Annotated in this window: 18 protein-coding genes; 6 read left to right on the top strand and 12 right to left on the bottom strand. The window is 52.9% G+C overall.

The window, feature by feature from the left end:
- Positions 1-29 precede the first annotated feature (29 nt).
- Positions 30-872, top strand: coding sequence for an SDR family NAD(P)-dependent oxidoreductase (locus ACR0B3_RS17050; protein ID WP_480810107.1), 843 nt, complete (start codon positions 30-32; stop codon positions 870-872).
- Positions 873-1291: 419 nt separating this feature from the next.
- Here ACR0B3_RS17050 and ACR0B3_RS17045 read toward each other — a convergent pair whose 3' ends face one another.
- The 10 genes from ACR0B3_RS17045 to dctP form a co-directional block, all read right to left on the bottom strand.
- The gene (locus ACR0B3_RS17045; protein ID WP_480810106.1) at positions 1292-2218 is read right to left on the bottom strand and encodes a class I SAM-dependent methyltransferase; all 927 of its coding nucleotides are present in this window, start codon (positions 2216-2218) and stop codon (positions 1292-1294) included.
- A 278-nt stretch (positions 2219-2496) separates the two neighbouring features.
- Positions 2497-3303 carry a class I SAM-dependent methyltransferase gene (locus ACR0B3_RS17040; RefSeq protein ID WP_480810105.1) on the bottom strand — a complete coding sequence of 269 codons (807 nt, stop codon included), beginning with the start codon at positions 3301-3303 and terminating at the stop codon, positions 2497-2499.
- Between the two features lie 384 nt (positions 3304-3687).
- Positions 3688-4293 carry a flavin reductase family protein gene (locus tag ACR0B3_RS17035; RefSeq protein WP_170687416.1) on the bottom strand — a complete coding sequence of 202 codons (606 nt, stop codon included), beginning with the start codon at positions 4291-4293 and terminating at the stop codon, positions 3688-3690.
- A gap of 50 nt (positions 4294-4343) precedes the next feature.
- Complete coding sequence (locus tag ACR0B3_RS17030; protein ID WP_170687415.1) at positions 4344-4979, bottom strand: YbhB/YbcL family Raf kinase inhibitor-like protein; 636 nt, start codon at positions 4977-4979, stop codon at positions 4344-4346.
- A 55-nt stretch (positions 4980-5034) separates the two neighbouring features.
- Positions 5035-5568 carry a YbhB/YbcL family Raf kinase inhibitor-like protein gene (locus ACR0B3_RS17025; protein ID WP_170403862.1) on the bottom strand — a complete coding sequence of 178 codons (534 nt, stop codon included), beginning with the start codon at positions 5566-5568 and terminating at the stop codon, positions 5035-5037.
- 103 nt (positions 5569-5671) lie between these two features.
- Positions 5672-6487, bottom strand: coding sequence for a helix-turn-helix transcriptional regulator (locus tag ACR0B3_RS17020; RefSeq protein WP_480613316.1), 816 nt, complete (start codon positions 6485-6487; stop codon positions 5672-5674).
- A gap of 55 nt (positions 6488-6542) precedes the next feature.
- Positions 6543-7328 carry a maleate cis-trans isomerase family protein gene (locus ACR0B3_RS17015; RefSeq protein ID WP_480613314.1) on the bottom strand — a complete coding sequence of 262 codons (786 nt, stop codon included), beginning with the start codon at positions 7326-7328 and terminating at the stop codon, positions 6543-6545.
- Between the two features lie 24 nt (positions 7329-7352).
- Positions 7353-8669, bottom strand: a complete 1317-nt coding sequence (locus ACR0B3_RS17010; protein ID WP_170687414.1) for a TRAP transporter large permease — start codon at positions 8667-8669, stop codon at positions 7353-7355.
- A 2-nt stretch (positions 8670-8671) separates the two neighbouring features.
- On the bottom strand, positions 8672-9220 hold the full coding sequence (locus tag ACR0B3_RS17005; protein ID WP_480810104.1) for a TRAP transporter small permease: 549 nt from the start codon (positions 9218-9220) through the stop codon (positions 8672-8674).
- Between the two features lie 64 nt (positions 9221-9284).
- Positions 9285-10265: a TRAP transporter substrate-binding protein DctP gene (gene dctP / locus ACR0B3_RS17000; RefSeq protein ID WP_170687437.1), complete on the bottom strand. Its 981-nt coding sequence runs from the start codon at positions 10263-10265 to the stop codon at positions 9285-9287.
- 131 nt (positions 10266-10396) lie between these two features.
- Here dctP and ACR0B3_RS16995 point away from each other — a divergent pair, with 131 nt between their 5' ends.
- The 4 genes from ACR0B3_RS16995 (at position 10397) to ACR0B3_RS16980 (ending at position 13495) form a co-directional block, all read left to right on the top strand.
- Positions 10397-11038 (top strand): GntR family transcriptional regulator, encoded by a 642-nt coding sequence (locus ACR0B3_RS16995; protein ID WP_480810103.1) that lies wholly within the window; start codon positions 10397-10399, stop codon positions 11036-11038.
- Positions 11039-11343: 305 nt separating this feature from the next.
- Positions 11344-11499, top strand: coding sequence for a DUF5993 family protein (locus tag ACR0B3_RS16990; protein ID WP_480480247.1), 156 nt, complete (start codon positions 11344-11346; stop codon positions 11497-11499).
- Positions 11500-11508: 9 nt separating this feature from the next.
- Complete coding sequence (locus tag ACR0B3_RS16985; RefSeq protein ID WP_170687411.1) at positions 11509-12090, top strand: disulfide bond formation protein B; 582 nt, start codon at positions 11509-11511, stop codon at positions 12088-12090.
- A gap of 79 nt (positions 12091-12169) precedes the next feature.
- On the top strand, positions 12170-13495 hold the full coding sequence (locus ACR0B3_RS16980; protein WP_170687410.1) for an amidase: 1326 nt from the start codon (positions 12170-12172) through the stop codon (positions 13493-13495).
- A 291-nt stretch (positions 13496-13786) separates the two neighbouring features.
- Here the strand turns inward: ACR0B3_RS16980 and ACR0B3_RS16975 are convergent, their stop codons facing one another.
- Positions 13787-14200 (bottom strand): VOC family protein, encoded by a 414-nt coding sequence (locus ACR0B3_RS16975; protein WP_170720362.1) that lies wholly within the window; start codon positions 14198-14200, stop codon positions 13787-13789.
- Between the two features lie 182 nt (positions 14201-14382).
- Entirely contained in the window at positions 14383-14763 is a 381-nt protein-coding gene (locus ACR0B3_RS16970; protein ID WP_170720367.1) for a VOC family protein, read from the bottom strand.
- Positions 14764-15382: 619 nt separating this feature from the next.
- Here ACR0B3_RS16970 and ACR0B3_RS16965 point away from each other — a divergent pair.
- Positions 15383-16129, top strand: a complete 747-nt coding sequence (locus ACR0B3_RS16965) for a bestrophin-like domain (protein ID WP_170720370.1) — start codon at positions 15383-15385, stop codon at positions 16127-16129.
- The last annotated feature ends 360 nt before the right edge of the window (positions 16130-16489 follow it).

Below are 16489 nucleotides of genomic sequence, written 5' to 3'. Positions count from 1 at the left end.
GAGTCATTCATAGAAAAAAGGGATGCTCCATGTACCGCAAAGTAATTGATAAAGGTGGCCTGGCCGTTGTAACCGGGGCTGCAAGCGGTGTCGGCAAGGCCGCGGCCCAACGATTCATTCAAGACGGATTGGGGGTTGTGCTGGTCGATCTGGCGGGTGAGGCCTTGGACAGAGCCGAGGTGGAGCTGCGTGATCAGGCTGGAGCCTCCGCAACTGTTCAGGCGTTTCCGACTGATGTTACCGACGCCACTGCTGTGAATGCTTTGGCGGATCAGATCTTTGCGCTCGGCGAGGTGGCTGTCCTGATGAACAATGCCGGTATCGCGGTGCCGTCCGGCAGCTGGGAAAACGCGAAAAACTGGCGCAAACTGTTAGAGGTCAATCTTTTTGGCGTCATGAATGGCGTGCATTCTTTCCTGCCGCGTATGATTGAGGCGGGGCGCCCCGCTGTGGTGATCAACACCGGGTCAAAACAGGGCATCACCACACCGCCCGGAAACCCCGCTTACAATACCAGCAAAGCCGCCGTGAAGGTCATGACGGAAATGTTAGCGCATGATTTACGGCAGGCCGAGGTGGATATCACCGCCCATCTGTTTGTGCCGGGATTTACCTATACTGGTATGATCGCAAAGTTCATGCCGGAAAAACCTGCTGTCGCTTGGACAAGCGAAGAAGCAATTGACTATATGCTGAAGCGCATGTCGGACGGGGACTTCTATATTCTTTGCCCCGACAATGATGTGTCCGAAGAGCGCGACCGCAAACGGATTGAATGGGCCGTGGGCGATATCATCAACAATCGCCCGGCTCTTTCGCGCTGGCATCCTGACTATGTGGATGCCTTTGCGGCGCATGAGGCTTCGGAATAGCCGGTCCCAAGAGCGGTCAAGCATAGAGCCAGTGAATCAGTGGAGCAAACAACGAGGCTTACACCAATTCTAAATTCCTAACGGACGTTTATGCCAAGCGCAGCGTTGGTCGATATGGGCTCATTCCAGACCTCGACGACGTTGCAGCACACGCCTCTGCCCCGCTGCCAGCTGATCATGCAGACGGCCCTTACCAGCCATTCGACCAAGGTGGACGTCTCTGCGATGCAGCCTGTCAGATGAGCTATTCGGTGCGACGGCAAATTCTACCTGAGCTTGGAGGTCGGAATCGCGGGACATTGCGGCTGTTCTTCGCGTCGCTTTAAATGTCCGCTGTGCCTATTCGCGGCACCAATGGAATGAAACAGCTATCTAATACTTGATGAAAAACGCCCTCACAATTCGCTGTTTCGCCGAGCTCAATCAGGCTTCAACTGACAAAGAGAAAACGAAGAGGCGTCAAGTTGTTTCATGGGAAAGTCCATCATCTCGGTACTTAGGCCGAGCGCTGCAATGTAGTCGCTGATGCGCGCACTACCAAAAAGGTGATCGAGTACCGAAAAACCCTGCTCAGAAGCAAAGCCGGATACCTCGTCGGGAGCAACATTGAACAGGAACGGCTCTCCCGCCCCCGCAACGGCATTTCCGATGCCGTCTGTTTCGCCCATCGATTGAGAGGCACTGGCGGTGGACGCATAACTTGTCAGGAAACGGGTCGCAGGCGACCGGTTGGACCTAACCATCTGATAGACCTTTGCGACCTCAGCAGGCGGAACATATTCCAGCGAGACTTCGGCGATGAATACGGTACCGGCGCTGTGGTCGTAGCCGAGTTCCAAAAGTTTATTCAGCGTCGTTTCCCGCGCAAAATCCACTGCGGTATATCGGATATTCGGCGGAACTCCAAAATTGCGGGAAATCAGCACGCGTTTGGCGGCTATCGTTTCAGGTCGATCAACTTCGAAAACAGGGACCTGGCTATAGTTGCCGGACAAGCGCAGCCCAATTGTGTCAAGTCCGGAACCAAGGACTACGATTTGTTGAGCGCCGTTGGCCACAGCTTGTTCGGCCCGACTCTGCATGAAAGTCTTGCGCCACAAAACGTGGGCGACAAGTCGCCGGGCTATACCATTTTCGTCTGCGAAAGTGAGCACGGATGGCCAGTCGGTCAATCCGTCTAGAATGCGCTGACCATCGACCGCCCCCTCAGCAAACAACCGCTCTGCAAAAGGATCGTAAAGGACATCGTGATAGGCCGGATTTCTATTCACCATCGCGCAAAAGGCACAGACGCCAAGAGCCGTTCGGCTCAAGCCGGGTTGGGCTGTTTCCGGGACGTAGAACACGGCGAATACCCCACGACTTTATTATCACAAAGTTTTAGAGATCATCTATTCTAGTCCGAGTCAAAGACGGATGATCTACTCCCGTGAAGCTTCCAATGCCCTGATTGAGGCTTGCAGGTCCTGAAAAGATTGCAGAAATAGCTGTTCTGCAGCCCATTACTTCATGGCGACGTCTGTTCACTGTCTGGACTGTCCTACTTTTTGGACATTCGAGCAAAACGCAGCATTCGACACATTGGTCCAATTGCTGCCGATCAAACGAAACCAGCATGTTCCAGCTAATCTGACTTACGAGCAGTCATAATGTAGGCGGTTGTTGGGAATTCGGCAGTTCCATTTGGCGTAGCGTATTTTCTTAGTTTCGGTTCGGCCTCAATCAACACTTCCGAAACCTTATCCTCGCTAAGATGTATATCGAACAGCGGTAACCATCCGCGAAGCTCAACCTCCACCATTGTTCGAGTGCTGGGAAAATTTGCACGTTCTGTTTTTGTTTCAAAATCAATATCTTCAAAGCCGGAAAGTGATAGTAGTTCAGCAACCTGATCCGGGTTACCTAAACAGAACGGCAACCTGACTGCATCCCCTGCTGCAGAAGATACGTGTTCATCCAATGCCGAAACGATGTCGCCATATGCGGGGTTCTGATCGATGGAATGCCAGGCCGCTATGGCCAGTCTCCCACCCGGTTTGATCACCCTAAACATTTCATTGGCTGCTTTCTGGCGGTCCTGAAAGAACATAACGCCAAACTGAGAAACAACACATTCGAATGAATCATTATCAAATGGCAGTTCCTCAGCAGTGCCCAAAACCCATTCGATTTTGGTTTCAATTTCTCCTGCAGCAGCAATCATTCCGGGAGCTGGATCAAGACCAACCACGCGCCCTCTCTGGCCAGCACGCGCGAGTGCATCTCTTGTAAGCGCGCCCGAGCCGCAGGCAATGTCCAAAACATGGTCGCCGTCATTGACACCTACTCCATTTACTAGGTGCTTGGTCCAAGGAGCAAAAAGAGCTGGGACGAAAAGAGTTTCATATCCGCGGCCAGCCTCAAGTTGTTCTTGGGTTGCTTCAACCGCCATTGGTTTGCCTCCATACTAGAGTTTTCCTGCCCTACTATATCACGATGTTTTTCCGGCTTTGATAAATCCCTCGGGTGGACACAAATGATATCCGCTTCGGGCTCAGCGCTGACCTTGGAGCAGGCGCAGCATAAGCCACTGCACTTTTTTCACGAAATACCCAACGGCCCTTAGCAGACCTTGGGCACCCTCTCCATATGCTGCGGTCGCAATATGCATAGCTGCCGTTCGCTGCAGTGTGGCAAGGCCATTGGTCAAAAAACTTTCTAAGCGCAACAAAGCTACTGATGGCCGACTTAAGGCAATTTGCCACACTGGGAGTTTTGTATCTGTCTGACTGGCGTAGCCAGAGAAAAACTCAATTCCTCTGCCCTTTGAAGAGACTTAAGCGCTTGGCCGCTTGAGGCTGAACAGCTCTGTCACACGCGCATAGTCCTGATAGCCCAAACGTGCCAAGGGTTGGAACTTGGTAACATCGAAGATGCCATTGATCAGATATTTCTCGTTGAGGTGAATGCCTGTGACTTCACCAAAGGCTACGATATTGGAGCTGCCAGGCAGGTCTACAACCTTGGTCAGTTTACACTCCATACTCGCAGGGGCGTGGGCCACACGTGAACAAGGGATCGTTTCGCATTCAGTGCGTTCGAGCCCGGCGAGTTCAAATTCATCGACATCGCGGCTCGCCGACAAAGAGGTCTTGTTCATCGCGTCGCGCATTTCGTGCCCGACTACGTTGACACAGAATACCCCTGTATCGATCACGTTGCCGATAGAGTCTTTACCGCGTTGGCGGTCCTCTTTGCTGGACGTTGATGCAAACATGACCTGCGGAGGGGAGTAAGAGACACCATTGAAGAACGAATACGGTGCGAGGTTCTCCGATCCATCTGCGCCGCGGGTGGAAATCCAGCCAATCGGTCTTGGTGTGATGAGCGCGTTGAAGGGATTGTGCGTCAGACCGTGGCCGTTTCGCGGTTCGTAAAACATGGGTCGACCCTTGGGGAGCGGAAGCCTCGCCTTTAAGAGGCTCCCGGTGATTAGACTGCTAAGGCAACTACGTCGGGGTTCATGCTGTAGGTGCCGATATGGGAGACATTTGCCAGGACATGACCTTTCATGGCCGCCAGCGCGTCTGCCCCGGTAAAGGGTCCGTGCAAATCCAGCTGGTCGATGTCCAATGCGTAAACAGTAAAATAGTAGTGGTGGATGATGCTGTCGTTCCAAGGTGGGCACGGGCCGTCATAACCGCCGTAATTCCCGCCCATTTCACCATCGCCAGCAAACCAGTCTGTGTAGCTGTTGATCCCCGTTTTGCCGTAGGAACGCTGGCCGGCGGTTTTGCCTTTGGCCGTCACACCAAGACTGTCTGCGCCCTCTAGAATCTCGGATACATTCGCTGGAATGTTCACAACAACCCAGTGGTAAAAATCAACACGTGGCAGATCGGCTGGAACCGTTCTACCCTCTTGATTAACATCGTCTCCGGAGGATGGAACATCCGGGTCATGGCAAATGAGAGCGAAAGATTTTGTACCTTCGGGTGCGTCGCTCCATGCGATTGACGGGTTTACATTGCCGGACAAGGCAAAGCGACCTTCGGCAGGGATCTGTCCAAACGCGAACTTGGCTGGGATCGGTGAGCCGTTGGCAAAGCTGTCGATCGTGATTTTCATCGGTATTCTCCGTGAGGAATCGTTACGCCACGGGGCCACCCCGAGGCGCAAGAAATTAACGATTGTAGACGGCTGTTATGGTTGAGGAAGCCAGACTGTTGGCGTTCACCATGAACCCGGCCAGTGCATTGCTGACGGAGTCGTCCAGCTCCAGTGTCGTGCCGAGAGCATGAACCGTGAAGTTGTAGCGGTGCACCTCACCCGGCGGTGGGCATGCGCCGCCGAAGCCTTCCGCGCCATAATCGTTGGTCAGTTCCACTACACCTGTCGGGACCGCCGCGCCGCTGGGCAATTCACTTACATTTGCCGGGATGTTGAAAGCGAACCAGTGCCACCAGCCAGAACCAGTTGGCGCATCTGGGTCGTAGACAGTGACCGCGTAGCTTTCGGTACCCTCGGGTGCACCAGACCAAGCCAACGTCGGAGCAATGTTGCCGCCTTCACAGCCAAAGCCTTGAAAAACCTGGGCTGCGTCAAGCTGGGTGCCTTCTGCAATATGGGGGCTGGTCAGTTTGAAGGTGTCCGCCACAACAGGGGACGCCAGACCACTTGCGACCAGCATGGGCGCAAGAAGAGATGTGCGTAGCATTGTTCAGTTCCTTTCCTGAACTTTCGTGTTGTCGATGGAGCTAACTTAGACACGACGCACAAGTGCCGCCTCTGACAGCCACGCAAATAATGTCGAAATTCGATCAACCTTTCGCGGAGCGGATGTCTTTTGGCCTAATTCCGAACCTATTTTGGAAAGCGTCCGAAAAATGAGATGGCGTTTTAAAACCGCAATCCATTGCGATTGCGGAGATTTGGCTGTCTGTGGTTTGCAGCAAGCTCAACCCTCGTTCCAATCGCGTGTGCAATAGAATCTTTGCAAACCCCTGACCTGTTTTTGACAGCCATCGTCGCATGGTGGCTTCGCTCATCGCGAAATGGTCAGCGACGTCCCCGGCCATCCAAGGATGGCTGAGGTCCGTTTCGATCAAGCGGCGGACTTGACTGATTGGATCGTCTTCAACTTGCGTTGGCAGATTGAATCCCTGTGCGCGAAGCCAGAGTAAAGGCTCTAATAGTCGATGCTTTTTTATCATTTCCGAAAGCGAGGCGTTGTTCAGCGTATCTGTGATCAAGCTAAGGATATCAGATGGGTTGTGCTCTGAAGCTCTAACAATTTGGACGCCCCTTTCAGCCTGCGTTTTGGGCACATCAGAGAAAACGCCATCCACCAAATCGTGAGAAAAGCAGACTCCCAAAGCGCGGTAGGTTTCATTCATGACCGGCCGGTTTTCCATGGTGACCATGGCGCCCGGTGGAAAGATCATCAAATCCCCTTCTTCGCCAAGCATTTCGCCTTGGGTCGGATGCAGAACGTATTTGCTGCCGCGTTGAATAAAGAACAGGAAAGTCAGCCGAAAATAGAGTTCCGTAAACGTTGCTGTTGTCGCTTGAGTAATCGGATAGATGGATACCTGATGCGACACTTCCAAAGCTTCAGTTTTCGGTTCACGGTTCACGATTTGGTCTCGCTTGGAAATACGCTGCCCCACGGGAGAGCAGCGCAGAAAATAATCAGGCCACTTCTTGCAAGGACGCTGTCATGCCGTTTGACAGCAGTGCACCGCCGCCCGGTGCAACCTCAGTCAAATCCAGACGACGTAATATTTGGCGCGTCGTTGCAACGGCGGCTGACAGAGTTGGAAGTCCGGACGCACGTTCAATCATTTCGACTGATGGGAGCGACGGCATTTGGACACAGGCAGATGCAACAATGGCATCGACACCGCGCGTATCAAGCTTGCGCCAAAGCTCGGCAGGAGCTGTTGGGTCTTGTGACGCGACTTTGAGGTTGTCCGGAATTTCCAGTGCAAGGAAGTCCTGCACTTCGATACCCTCGTTCTCGATATAATCCACAACCATTTTCGTGAGCGGCTTCATATACGGGCAGATGATCGAGACCTTTTTGATCCCGAGATCCTTCATTCCATCGATGAGCGCGCCCGCAGAGTTCAGGACAGGAGTTGGGCATCCATTGTCGACCGTCGCTTGATTGAGTTTGACTTCAGATTTTCGGTGATAGCCCAACCCCATGGACATAATCGCAACCAGACACGCATAGGCCTGCACTTCGACTGCCGCGTCGGACAACTCGACCGCGCAACGCTGGCTGTCGGCGTCCATAGCTTCAAGCTCTTCCTTCACCACACTTTTCATCCGCATGCGGGACGAATGAAACGCGAAACGATCGGGCAGGATCGTCTCCCGCGCTTTCAAAAGTGCGGGAATTTCCGTTTCCATGGTGACGTTGGAGCTGGGAACAATCAGGCCAACGCGGCGGTACTTTGTAGCAAAAGACATGGTCTTTCCTTTCAGGAGATAGGGTTAGAGCGCGGGGCCCATGACGACTTCGGGCAACCAGGTTGCGATGCCCGGGAAGACACAAAGCAAGATGATGGCGATCAACATGCAGGCAACGAAAGGGAGGGAACCGGTCAGGATGGTCTTCAACGAAATATCCGGGGCGATACCGTTGATGACATAAAGATTCAGGCCAACGGGTGGAGAGATCAGCCCGATTTCCATGTTGATCGTCAGGATCACGGCAAACCAGATCGGATCAAAGCCAGCAGTCGTGATGATTGGCAACAAGATCGGAGCCGCCATTAGGATCACCGCGACCGGAGGAAGGAAGAAGCCCGCAATGATTAGGAAGATGTTCACAGCGATCATCAAAACCCAAGGGTTCACGTCCAGCGTCCCGATCCAGGTCGCAATGCTTTGCGTGATGAAAAGGCTCGACAGCATGTAAGAGAACACGCCAGCGGCTGCGATGATGAACAGGATCATCACGCTTTCCTTGGTGCTGTCCTGCAGGATCATCCAGATTTTGCGGATATCCCAAAGCTTGTAGATGACGATGGCCACGACAAGACACAGGATTGCGCCGACTGCTGCCGTTTCTGACGGCGTGGCAACGCCGCCGTACATGGTGTAAAGCACGCCGATGATAATGGCTACGAACGGCACAACACGCGGCAGAACTTCGAATTTTTGCTTCCAGGAATAACTGCGCGCGGTCAGCAGCGCGGTATCGCCGGATCGCCAGGTCGCGTAGAGCGACCAAACCATAAAGAGCCCCACCAAAAGCAGGCCAGGAAAGACGCCTGCCAGAAACAGACGGCCAATTGAGGTCTCCGTCGCGATCCCGTAGACGATCATTGTAACCGACGGTGGGATTAAGATGCCGAGCGTACCACCTGCCGCGATAGAACCCGTCGCGATCCCTTCCGGGTAGCCGCGTTTGCGCATTTCTGGAATGCCCATCTTACCAATCGCGGCGCAGGTTGCGGGGCTCGAACCAGACATTGCAGCGAACAATGCGCAGGCGCCCAGGTTCGAGACCACCAACCCGCCGGGGACGCGCGTGAGCCATCTTTCGAGTGCTTCATACAGGTCCGCGCCTGCTCGCGTTGATGCAATCGATGCCCCCATGATGATGAACATCGGGATCGAGAGAAGCGCAAAGCTGTCGAGCTTTCCAAAGAAAATCTCTGGCATCAGTTCCAACGACCGAATGCCGTCAAAGACCAACAAGAAACCAGCAGAGACGATCATCAAGCCTACGGCAACAGACACGCCAGAGAAAAGAACGAGGATAGTGCAAACGCCAACAAGGGCGCCAAGGATGAGGGGGTCCATCGTTATGCCTCCAACCCAAACGGGGTTTCAGATTTTGTGAGGAGTGCGACGAGATCAGCGACGAGTTGCAAAAGCAACAAACCGAAGCCGACAGGTAGCGACAGATACGGTATCCACAACGGAACGGCTGTGACCGTATCAGATGTCCAACCACGCTTGTAGGCAAAGTGCCAATACTCGTAGCCGTAGAACAGCAGCAGAACCGTGATGATAATGGACAAGCCGAGGGTCAGAACTGCAAGGCCAAACCGAGCGCGACCCCGCAATGCCAAGGGCATCAAATCAACGTTGACGTGCCCTCGCTGATATTGAACGAAGGGCAACCCGACCAATGTTGCGGCGATGACGAGGTAGACGACGATCTCTGTTTGCCACACAGTCGATCCATTCAGGACAAATCGAACAAAGATCATCTGACAAGTCAGAACGACTGCTGTCAGGATCATTAATGCAGAGCACCAACCGGCGGCGCTTGAAATTTTGTGGATGGATCGAACAATTTGGTTGTCACTTGTCGTTCGAACAATTGCTGCTGGGGCGTGTCCGGACATGGCGGGCGTCCTTTGCTTTCGTGAAAAGGTTGTCCGAGGCGCATTGGCCCCGGACGCAACAGGGCTATTCGACGGCCAAAGCGAGATCCAAAAGCTCCTGACCGCCGGGAACTTCGGCGACAAAAGTGGCATATGACGTCTCTTGCGCCAGCGTTTGCCAATCTTGGAAGTCTTCAGCGGTCATTTCAGCGATCTCCACGCCGGCTGCGCTGAAGACCTCAACCGATTTCGCGTCCTGAAGTTTCGCCTGTTCGAGGTAATGCGCCTCGGCTTTCTCCGCTGCGGCGAGGAGTGCGGCCTGCTGCTCATCCGACAAGCTTTCAAACGTGGACTTGTTCATCAAAAGCGGCTGATACAGGAACCACAGCGCAATGTCGGAGGCCGGCGTATAACACGCGACCTGTTCGAAAATCCGGTAGGACACAAACGAGGAAGATGATGTGTTTGCTGCATCCAAAACACCCGTCTGCATGGCCGAATAGATTTCTGACGACGCCATCGACGTAATCGATGCACCTGCCCCTACCAACATTTGCTCAAAAGACTTTCCAGCGGCGCGGGTTTGTAGTCCTTCGACATCGGATGGATTGGTGATGCATTTGTCCTTGCCGACAAAGCCGCCTGCCAGATAACCGTGCACAAGAACCATCACGTCATCTTCAGCCATCTTTTCTTCGAGTGCCTCCATGAAGGGAGACTGGCTCAAACGCGCGGCATGATCGTGGTTCTTTACGAGACCCGGCATCAAAGTGAGGTTGAATGACGGTTGTTGCCCACCTGCATAGGACAGCGGGAAAACCGTCATATCAAGCTGGCCCCGTGACAGTGGCCGATACTGTTCACGCGGCTTAAAGAGCGACTTGGACGGGAAGATCTTGATCTCAAGATCCACATCCGCGGCGGCGACTTCATCAGCAACGATTTGAGCGACCTCATGCCTGACATCTGCGGTCGACCATTGGTGAGAGAGGCGCAGCTCTTCCGCCTGTGCGCTGCCCGCAAAAAGCGCCAAGCCCAATGCAGTTGATCGTGCAAAATTTTTCATTGTGATTCCTCCTTGTGGATTATTACATGACTTATATGTATACATATAGCAACTAAAAAAATCCTGTTGATGCTTTTTTGTATGGAATTGGAATCCGCTGCACTGTATGAAAATGTTGGAAAGGAGCAGCCATGCCGCGCGCATCAGATATTCTTATCGAGCAGATAAAAAACGAGATTTTCAGTGGGTTACTGAAGCCTGGCGATCAGTTGGAAGAGGCTGAACTGTCCAAAAGATTTGGCGTCAGCCGCACTCCAATACGCGAAGCGATAAGGTCAATGGTAGATGGCGGGTTTCTCGAAACGAGGCCTCGCAAAGGTGCCATAGTTCGAGTTTTGTCTGCGAAAGAACTGAACGATTTATTCGAAGTCGCCGCGGAACTGGAAGGGATGGCGGCGCGTTTAGCCAGCGAGTCTTTGACGCTCTCACACAAGAAGTCGATCCAAGAAGGCTTGCAACAATGCAAGGACGCAGCCGCGAAAGAAGACCCAGCTGCCTATGCAGCTGCAAACCTCGTGTTTCACGCGGCTATCCACCGGGCAGCTGGAAACGAATGGCTCAGTGATCAACTGGAGCGACTTCAAGCTCGCATCAACGTCTACCGGCTGTTGCCATATGAAGTTGTCGGTCGACTGGAAAAATCGGTCGAAGAGCATGAACAGATTGCCGACGCGATCTTCAACAAGGATGGAGCAACTGCGAACACTTTGATGCGCGATCACATCATGCTGCAAGGCGCACGATTACCAAGTTTGCTGAAAGCCCTGGAGTAATGCACTTCAGATACCATTCGAGTTTGGACTTGTCGCGATCATTGGAGACGACGCTCCATCTTTCATACCCAACTTCGCTTGATCATAGGAAGCGGCCCAAACCGGTCACTCGTCCTTACTCATAGATGCTGCGGTTGCAACCTGCTTTGCGGTCATTCGCTGAGATAGCAATTTCAACGCGTAGTCAGTGTCGATAATATAGTGCGACTCAAACGATCGCTACAGGCTTGATTAAATCTCTGGAACCGGTTCAGTTCATAGACATTGGTCACCACGGACACCTTCGATCCGGTAAGGAGCATCTAATGATTGCTTTGCTTTTTGCACTTTTTGCCAGCGCGATGGCACTTGCGTATTTCAAGCTTGTAAGGTCGTCATACGCCATCTTCGTGCTTGCACTTTTGATAAGCACGTACTGGCTTAAGTTTCACGCTACGACCCCACTTTCTATCCAACTGTGAGGTCTTTGCATGTCACCTGAGTTTGCTCGAAACATGAACGCGCTTGGTGCCCTTGCGGTTTGCCTTGTTTTGGTTCTTGCATTTTATTTTCAACTCGTATTGTACGAGCTGCCTTGTCCACTGTGTTTGTTGCAACGTGTTGGGTTTGTGGCCGTCGGGTTTGGTCTGGGGCTGAACCTGTTGTGGGGTACGCGCGCAAGAAACTATGGAATAGTTCTTGTCGCGGCGATCTTCGGCATTAGCGTTTCGATCCGCCAGATTCTGCTGCATATAGTCCCAGGCACAGGTCACTATGGCTCGCCTGTACTTGGTTTACATTTCTATACATGGGCCGGAATAGCCTTTGGTCTGGTGATCCTTGGCACCGCGATCATGCTGGTTTTCGAAAAGCAATACGACCTAGCGTCGGACGTGAGAGCAACCGAAAGGTTCGGCGGCAGCCAGTTGGCCAAAGCGGTGTTTTTCCTGATCCTACTTTTGGCTGCGCTCAACGTCGGTTCAGCGCTTCTGGAATGTGGACCGGGCATTTGTGACGATCCGCCAACAGATTACAAGCTGCTGGATGAGCTTGAAGGCACGGCTGATTCATAAGCGCCTAAATAGACTTAGGACCGAATAGCGATTTGCTTAGTAACTGAATTGATTGCCAACAAGGAGCTGTGGAAAACCCATGTCCGTTACCACCAGCAGTCAGCTCTCAGACGCACTGGACGCATTGGCTCGCACTGATGACAAAGTACACGCATACAGACATCTGCTGATTTCTGGCGCTCAGGCCGGTGCGGCTGACATCCATGTTGGCCCTCAAGAGCCCCAGATTGAAGGATGGCCATTCGCGGTAAAAGAGGTGTTCGACGTGACGGGCGTGGTTACATCCGGAGGTTCAAAAGCTTATGAACACCGTGTTCCCTCAAAAGACGCTGCAGTGGTTGAACGGCTTCGCGCCGCAGGAGGTATACTGGTCGGAACGCAAATCGCGCACGAGTTGACTTGCGGACTGGATCAGCCACCAACACGTAACCCATGGGACCTAACCTGCTATCCCGGTGGATCGAGTGCAGGCGCGGGCGTCTCGGTGGCCGTTGGATCTGCCCGCTTTGCGCTTGGCACCGATGCTGCAGGTTCTGTTCGCATACCGGCAGCCATGACAGGAACAACGGGCCTGAAGCCAACCTGGGGCTTGATCAGCTCTCAGGGCGTAATGCGTCAGGCGTCAGCCCCATCGATTGACCATGTTGGCATCATCGCCAGGTCCGCCGCAGAAATCACCCGGATTCTGCCCATACTTGCAGGACCAGATCCTTGGGATAAAGCAACCTTGCAGAGCCGAGCGGCATATGGCGATACACCACGCCCCGCAGACAATATCGCAGTTCTTGGAACGGCGACACTAGAGGCGATTGCCCAAGCCTACGACCTCGACTCGGAAACCAAATCCGCATTTTCAGCGGCGTGCAACGTTTTCCACCAAACAGGCGCGGAAGTTGTTGAAATTGACGTTCCAACGCTGCCATTGGCTGTGGACGCAATCGTCACATTCTTTGCGACAGAGCTGGCATGTGCCAATGCTGACGCTCTAATGAAGCGTCGAGATGATTTCTCGCCAGCGGTCACGGAAATGATCGATTCTGGTCTGGAAATTCCCGAGGATCAATTGCTGAGCGCTATAGAAATCCGATCGCAGTTGCGGCAGGAACTAACTCACGCACTCAAGGAAGCTGACGCGCAGGCTTTGCTGACACCGACAACACCACGCCCTGCGATGCCTCTGGCAGACTTCGACCCAACACAGGAACTGGCAAGTTTGATACCCTTTACATGCGGGTTTAATCTTACAGGCCACCCAGCAATTAGTCTTCCCTGTGGCCAGACACAAAAGGGTATGCCGATTGGACTGCAAATAGTGGGACACCATTATAAAGAGACCTCACTGCTGAAGCTTGCAGACGTGTTTCAAAAACTTACTCATTGGCACGAGCTGCGCCCACCGGTCTGAGGCTTGGGTGGTTGGATTGCCGGCCCACAAGAGACGTTCGACACCCAGCTGGCTTTCTGCGGTCGCAGCCTGCTTTGCTGACATTCGCTGCAAATGCAAAATCTCGACATCTGCGAATTCACAGGATGCGGGACAAACCTGCCATTGGATTGAAAGTTGCTGCGGTGTCGATCCTTGGAGCTATGGGCTCCCTCCGGACCTTCGTCGCCGGACTTTTAGGTGGACGTAGCGCGAGGCTTTTCGGCTGTGTATCAAATGTCCGGCTTTGTAGCTCGGTGATAAACTAATGTCTCAATCGCTTTCACCATCTTTGTGGCAGACGACCTCAAGCTTGATGCCGTGTGGGTCGAGCCAATAGGCCGCATAGTGCGTCCCGTATTGAGGAAACTCTTGGGGTGCGTTCAGAATATGTGACTTCCGCGAGAGTGCCCAATTGTACGCCTCACGCACGACCTCACGCGTTTCCACCGAAAAGGCTAAGTGCTGTAACCCCGTAGCATGGCGCGAATAGTGCCCATTGTCCCTCGCTTGGTAGAAGAACAGCTGCGTCCCGAGTTTTCCATCCGGTCCGTAGTTGAACTCCGGTTCGGTTTTGAACCACTCCTTGAAACCAAGGATCGGCATTAGATCGTCATAGTAGGCCTTCGCCGTCGCAAGATCCGGCACCGCGACACCGATATGATCTATGAACCCCGTTCTGGGCATGACTGCTCCACAGATTAATTAGTCTTGTGGCACTAACGTTGTGCCGTGATAAGCGAGCTGATTTTTTCTCTTGGATTCGACATCAAGGTTATATTGGGCGTTTCACAAGATGCAAATGTCGAAAGGCTGGCGCTTGTTCCCGACCGTGGTTGCGTGGCTGCCAGTGTGTTGCACTCTGTTTGCTATGCCAGTCTGTTGCTAACCTCGACCAAATTGTCATCGGGGTCGCGGAAGTAGACAGACATCAGCTTTCCGACGGCGCCCAGTTTCTCAGAAGGCCCTTCGACGATAGTGACGTCATGCGCGCGAAGCTTCTCGGTGATTTCTTCGATTGGCGTATCTGTCAATAGGCAGAAATTGCCGCTTCCCGGAACAGTTTTCTTCGCCAGATTTGGTGCTGTGCCCGCATCTTGGAGACTGATTTTGTTTGAACCGAAATGTAGGGACCATTTGCCGGGGCGTTCCTCTCGCGGGGACATACCTAGCAGGTGTTGATAGAACTCAAGCGTTGCGTCGACGTCGCGAACGCAGAGCACGATGTGATCGAAGCCGTAGATGTTCATGGACAAAGCATAACGGAAAACAAAGAAACATCCGAGACGCAAGACCATGGAGATGATGGAGCAATGTCAGCCCGCCAACCTAGACACCCCGTCGGATATCAGGGACACATCGTCGTCCGCGAAGCGGTTTGAGACTTGGTCAGCGGAAACCATAAGGGCCAGCAGCCGCGTGCACGGCGCAAACAGGCCGGGCACACGACTGCATCTGACAGACGCTCGTATCAGCTCAAAATACCTTGCCATGCAGGAACCATCCACGCAGGACCTTCGCTACATTTGTACAATCTGCATGCACGACGTTCACGCACGCAATTTGCGAAGATCGTCCGGCACCCTCACGCATACGGGGTTTTGTTGCATTTTTTGAGGTACGATGTTGCCATTGTAACAGGAGTTTGCGGCTCCACACCCAAGCACACCATTGTTGCACTGACAATCTTGTTGATCTTAATCGGCGATTGGGTTTCAACTTTCCGGCAACAGTTCGCCTAAACTGGCAGTTGTACTGGAAGACGCTGCAGTTGAGACCAGTTTCCTTTTGGGTAGTACTACAAGTTGCATCTTCGTTTCAGCGTCGATGTATCATTCGACAAAAGGACCGGTGGGAGCAAGATACCGAATGCTGACAGCAGTATTGATCGTTCTCGCTACTATTTCTTCGGTTTACGGCGTTTACTTCCTTGCCCGGCTGGTACTGGGCTCGAACCCAAACCAAGAAACGCGAGACCTTGCAGCCTCAATTTTGTTCCGAATTGCCGCTTTGCACAGCCTGGTTCTTGCCTTGGTCTTTGCCTCCGAAGTAGTTGACTACCATCAATTGTCATTCGAAAGCGCCGTCGAAACCAACGCTGTGTCTGATGCGTATTACGACGCGATCAGATATGGTGAGGAAGAAACGGGGGCGATTCAAGCTGCGCTTCGCAATTATTTGTCGATTGCTGCTAACTCGGAATGGGAGAGCCTGGGAAAAACAGGAGATTTACTTGATTCAGGATGGGAAGCCTGGGGCATCGCCTACGATGCGGCACTAGAGCTTGATCCCCAGACCGCACGCCATGAGTCCATCCGAGACAACTTACTCGATAACCTTAGTCTCGTCTCTGACAGCCGCGATCTCAGAGAATATCAAGCAAAATCGTCCTTGAGCTCTCTGTTTTGGATTGCCGCAATATCCGGCGTTCTGCTCTTATCCATCGGGTATTTCCCATTCCCGCCGATTAGAGAGAACCTCATCCTGTTGGGGGCTTTTGCGACATATACCGGGTTTGTTCTGTTTACCACTTACGCTATGTCTAATCCCTATCGTATGCCGGCGGCCCTGGACCCTGTCTTATTTCATGATTTGGCACAGGAGCTTGGCAATTGAGGCTCCACATCTCTTGGGCTATGCCTACTTCAAACCTACGATCATATTGCCGTTCGTATGCACTATCCGGAAAACCAGCACTTGAAAAAGTCAGAAGCAAGTTAGGTGCTTCTCGAGTGCGAAAGAGTATGATTGCGACGCATTTCTTTCGGAAACTACTTCCTGTGTTTTTCACGGCAACTATTTTGGTTGCCGCCTGTTCGCGTCCTCCTAACGTGATTGGTGTCGCCGATCCTGAAAGAAGCCCTGAGATGGAAACGCAGGTCTCTCGTCACGATATATTTATAGCCACAACACGTTCACCCTCGCCCGATACCGCTGAGCTTTTTTCGTCAGAAAGATCTGACAAGTTGGGATTGG

The organism is Ruegeria sp. CE9 (assembly GCF_056537425.1).
This window is presented reverse-complemented; position numbering and strand designations above follow the sequence as displayed.

Excerpts from the sequence above, each read along its gene's own strand:
- ACR0B3_RS17050 (WP_480810107.1), top strand. The coding sequence starts at position 30 with ATGTACCGCAAAGTAATTGATAAAGGTGGCCTGGCCGTTGTAACCGGG.
- ACR0B3_RS17040 (WP_480810105.1), bottom strand. The coding sequence starts at position 3,303 with ATGGCGGTTGAAGCAACCCAAGAACAACTTGAGGCTGGCCGCGGATAT.
- ACR0B3_RS17035 (WP_170687416.1), bottom strand. The coding sequence starts at position 4,293 with ATGTTTTACGAACCGCGAAACGGCCACGGTCTGACGCACAATCCCTTC.
- ACR0B3_RS17030 (WP_170687415.1), bottom strand. The coding sequence starts at position 4,979 with ATGAAAATCACGATCGACAGCTTTGCCAACGGCTCACCGATCCCAGCC.
- ACR0B3_RS17025 (WP_170403862.1), bottom strand. The coding sequence starts at position 5,568 with ATGCTACGCACATCTCTTCTTGCGCCCATGCTGGTCGCAAGTGGTCTG.
- ACR0B3_RS17015 (WP_480613314.1), bottom strand. The coding sequence starts at position 7,328 with ATGTCTTTTGCTACAAAGTACCGCCGCGTTGGCCTGATTGTTCCCAGC.
- ACR0B3_RS17010 (WP_170687414.1), bottom strand. The coding sequence starts at position 8,669 with ATGGACCCCCTCATCCTTGGCGCCCTTGTTGGCGTTTGCACTATCCTC.
- ACR0B3_RS17005 (WP_480810104.1), bottom strand. The coding sequence starts at position 9,220 with ATGTCCGGACACGCCCCAGCAGCAATTGTTCGAACGACAAGTGACAAC.
- dctP (WP_170687437.1), bottom strand. The coding sequence starts at position 10,265 with ATGAAAAATTTTGCACGATCAACTGCATTGGGCTTGGCGCTTTTTGCG.
- ACR0B3_RS16995 (WP_480810103.1), top strand. The coding sequence starts at position 10,397 with ATGCCGCGCGCATCAGATATTCTTATCGAGCAGATAAAAAACGAGATT.
- ACR0B3_RS16990 (WP_480480247.1), top strand. The coding sequence starts at position 11,344 with ATGATTGCTTTGCTTTTTGCACTTTTTGCCAGCGCGATGGCACTTGCG.
- ACR0B3_RS16985 (WP_170687411.1), top strand. The coding sequence starts at position 11,509 with ATGTCACCTGAGTTTGCTCGAAACATGAACGCGCTTGGTGCCCTTGCG.
- ACR0B3_RS16980 (WP_170687410.1), top strand. The coding sequence starts at position 12,170 with ATGTCCGTTACCACCAGCAGTCAGCTCTCAGACGCACTGGACGCATTG.
- ACR0B3_RS16975 (WP_170720362.1), bottom strand. The coding sequence starts at position 14,200 with ATGCCCAGAACGGGGTTCATAGATCATATCGGTGTCGCGGTGCCGGAT.
- ACR0B3_RS16970 (WP_170720367.1), bottom strand. The coding sequence starts at position 14,763 with ATGAACATCTACGGCTTCGATCACATCGTGCTCTGCGTTCGCGACGTC.
- ACR0B3_RS16965 (WP_170720370.1), top strand. The coding sequence starts at position 15,383 with ATGCTGACAGCAGTATTGATCGTTCTCGCTACTATTTCTTCGGTTTAC.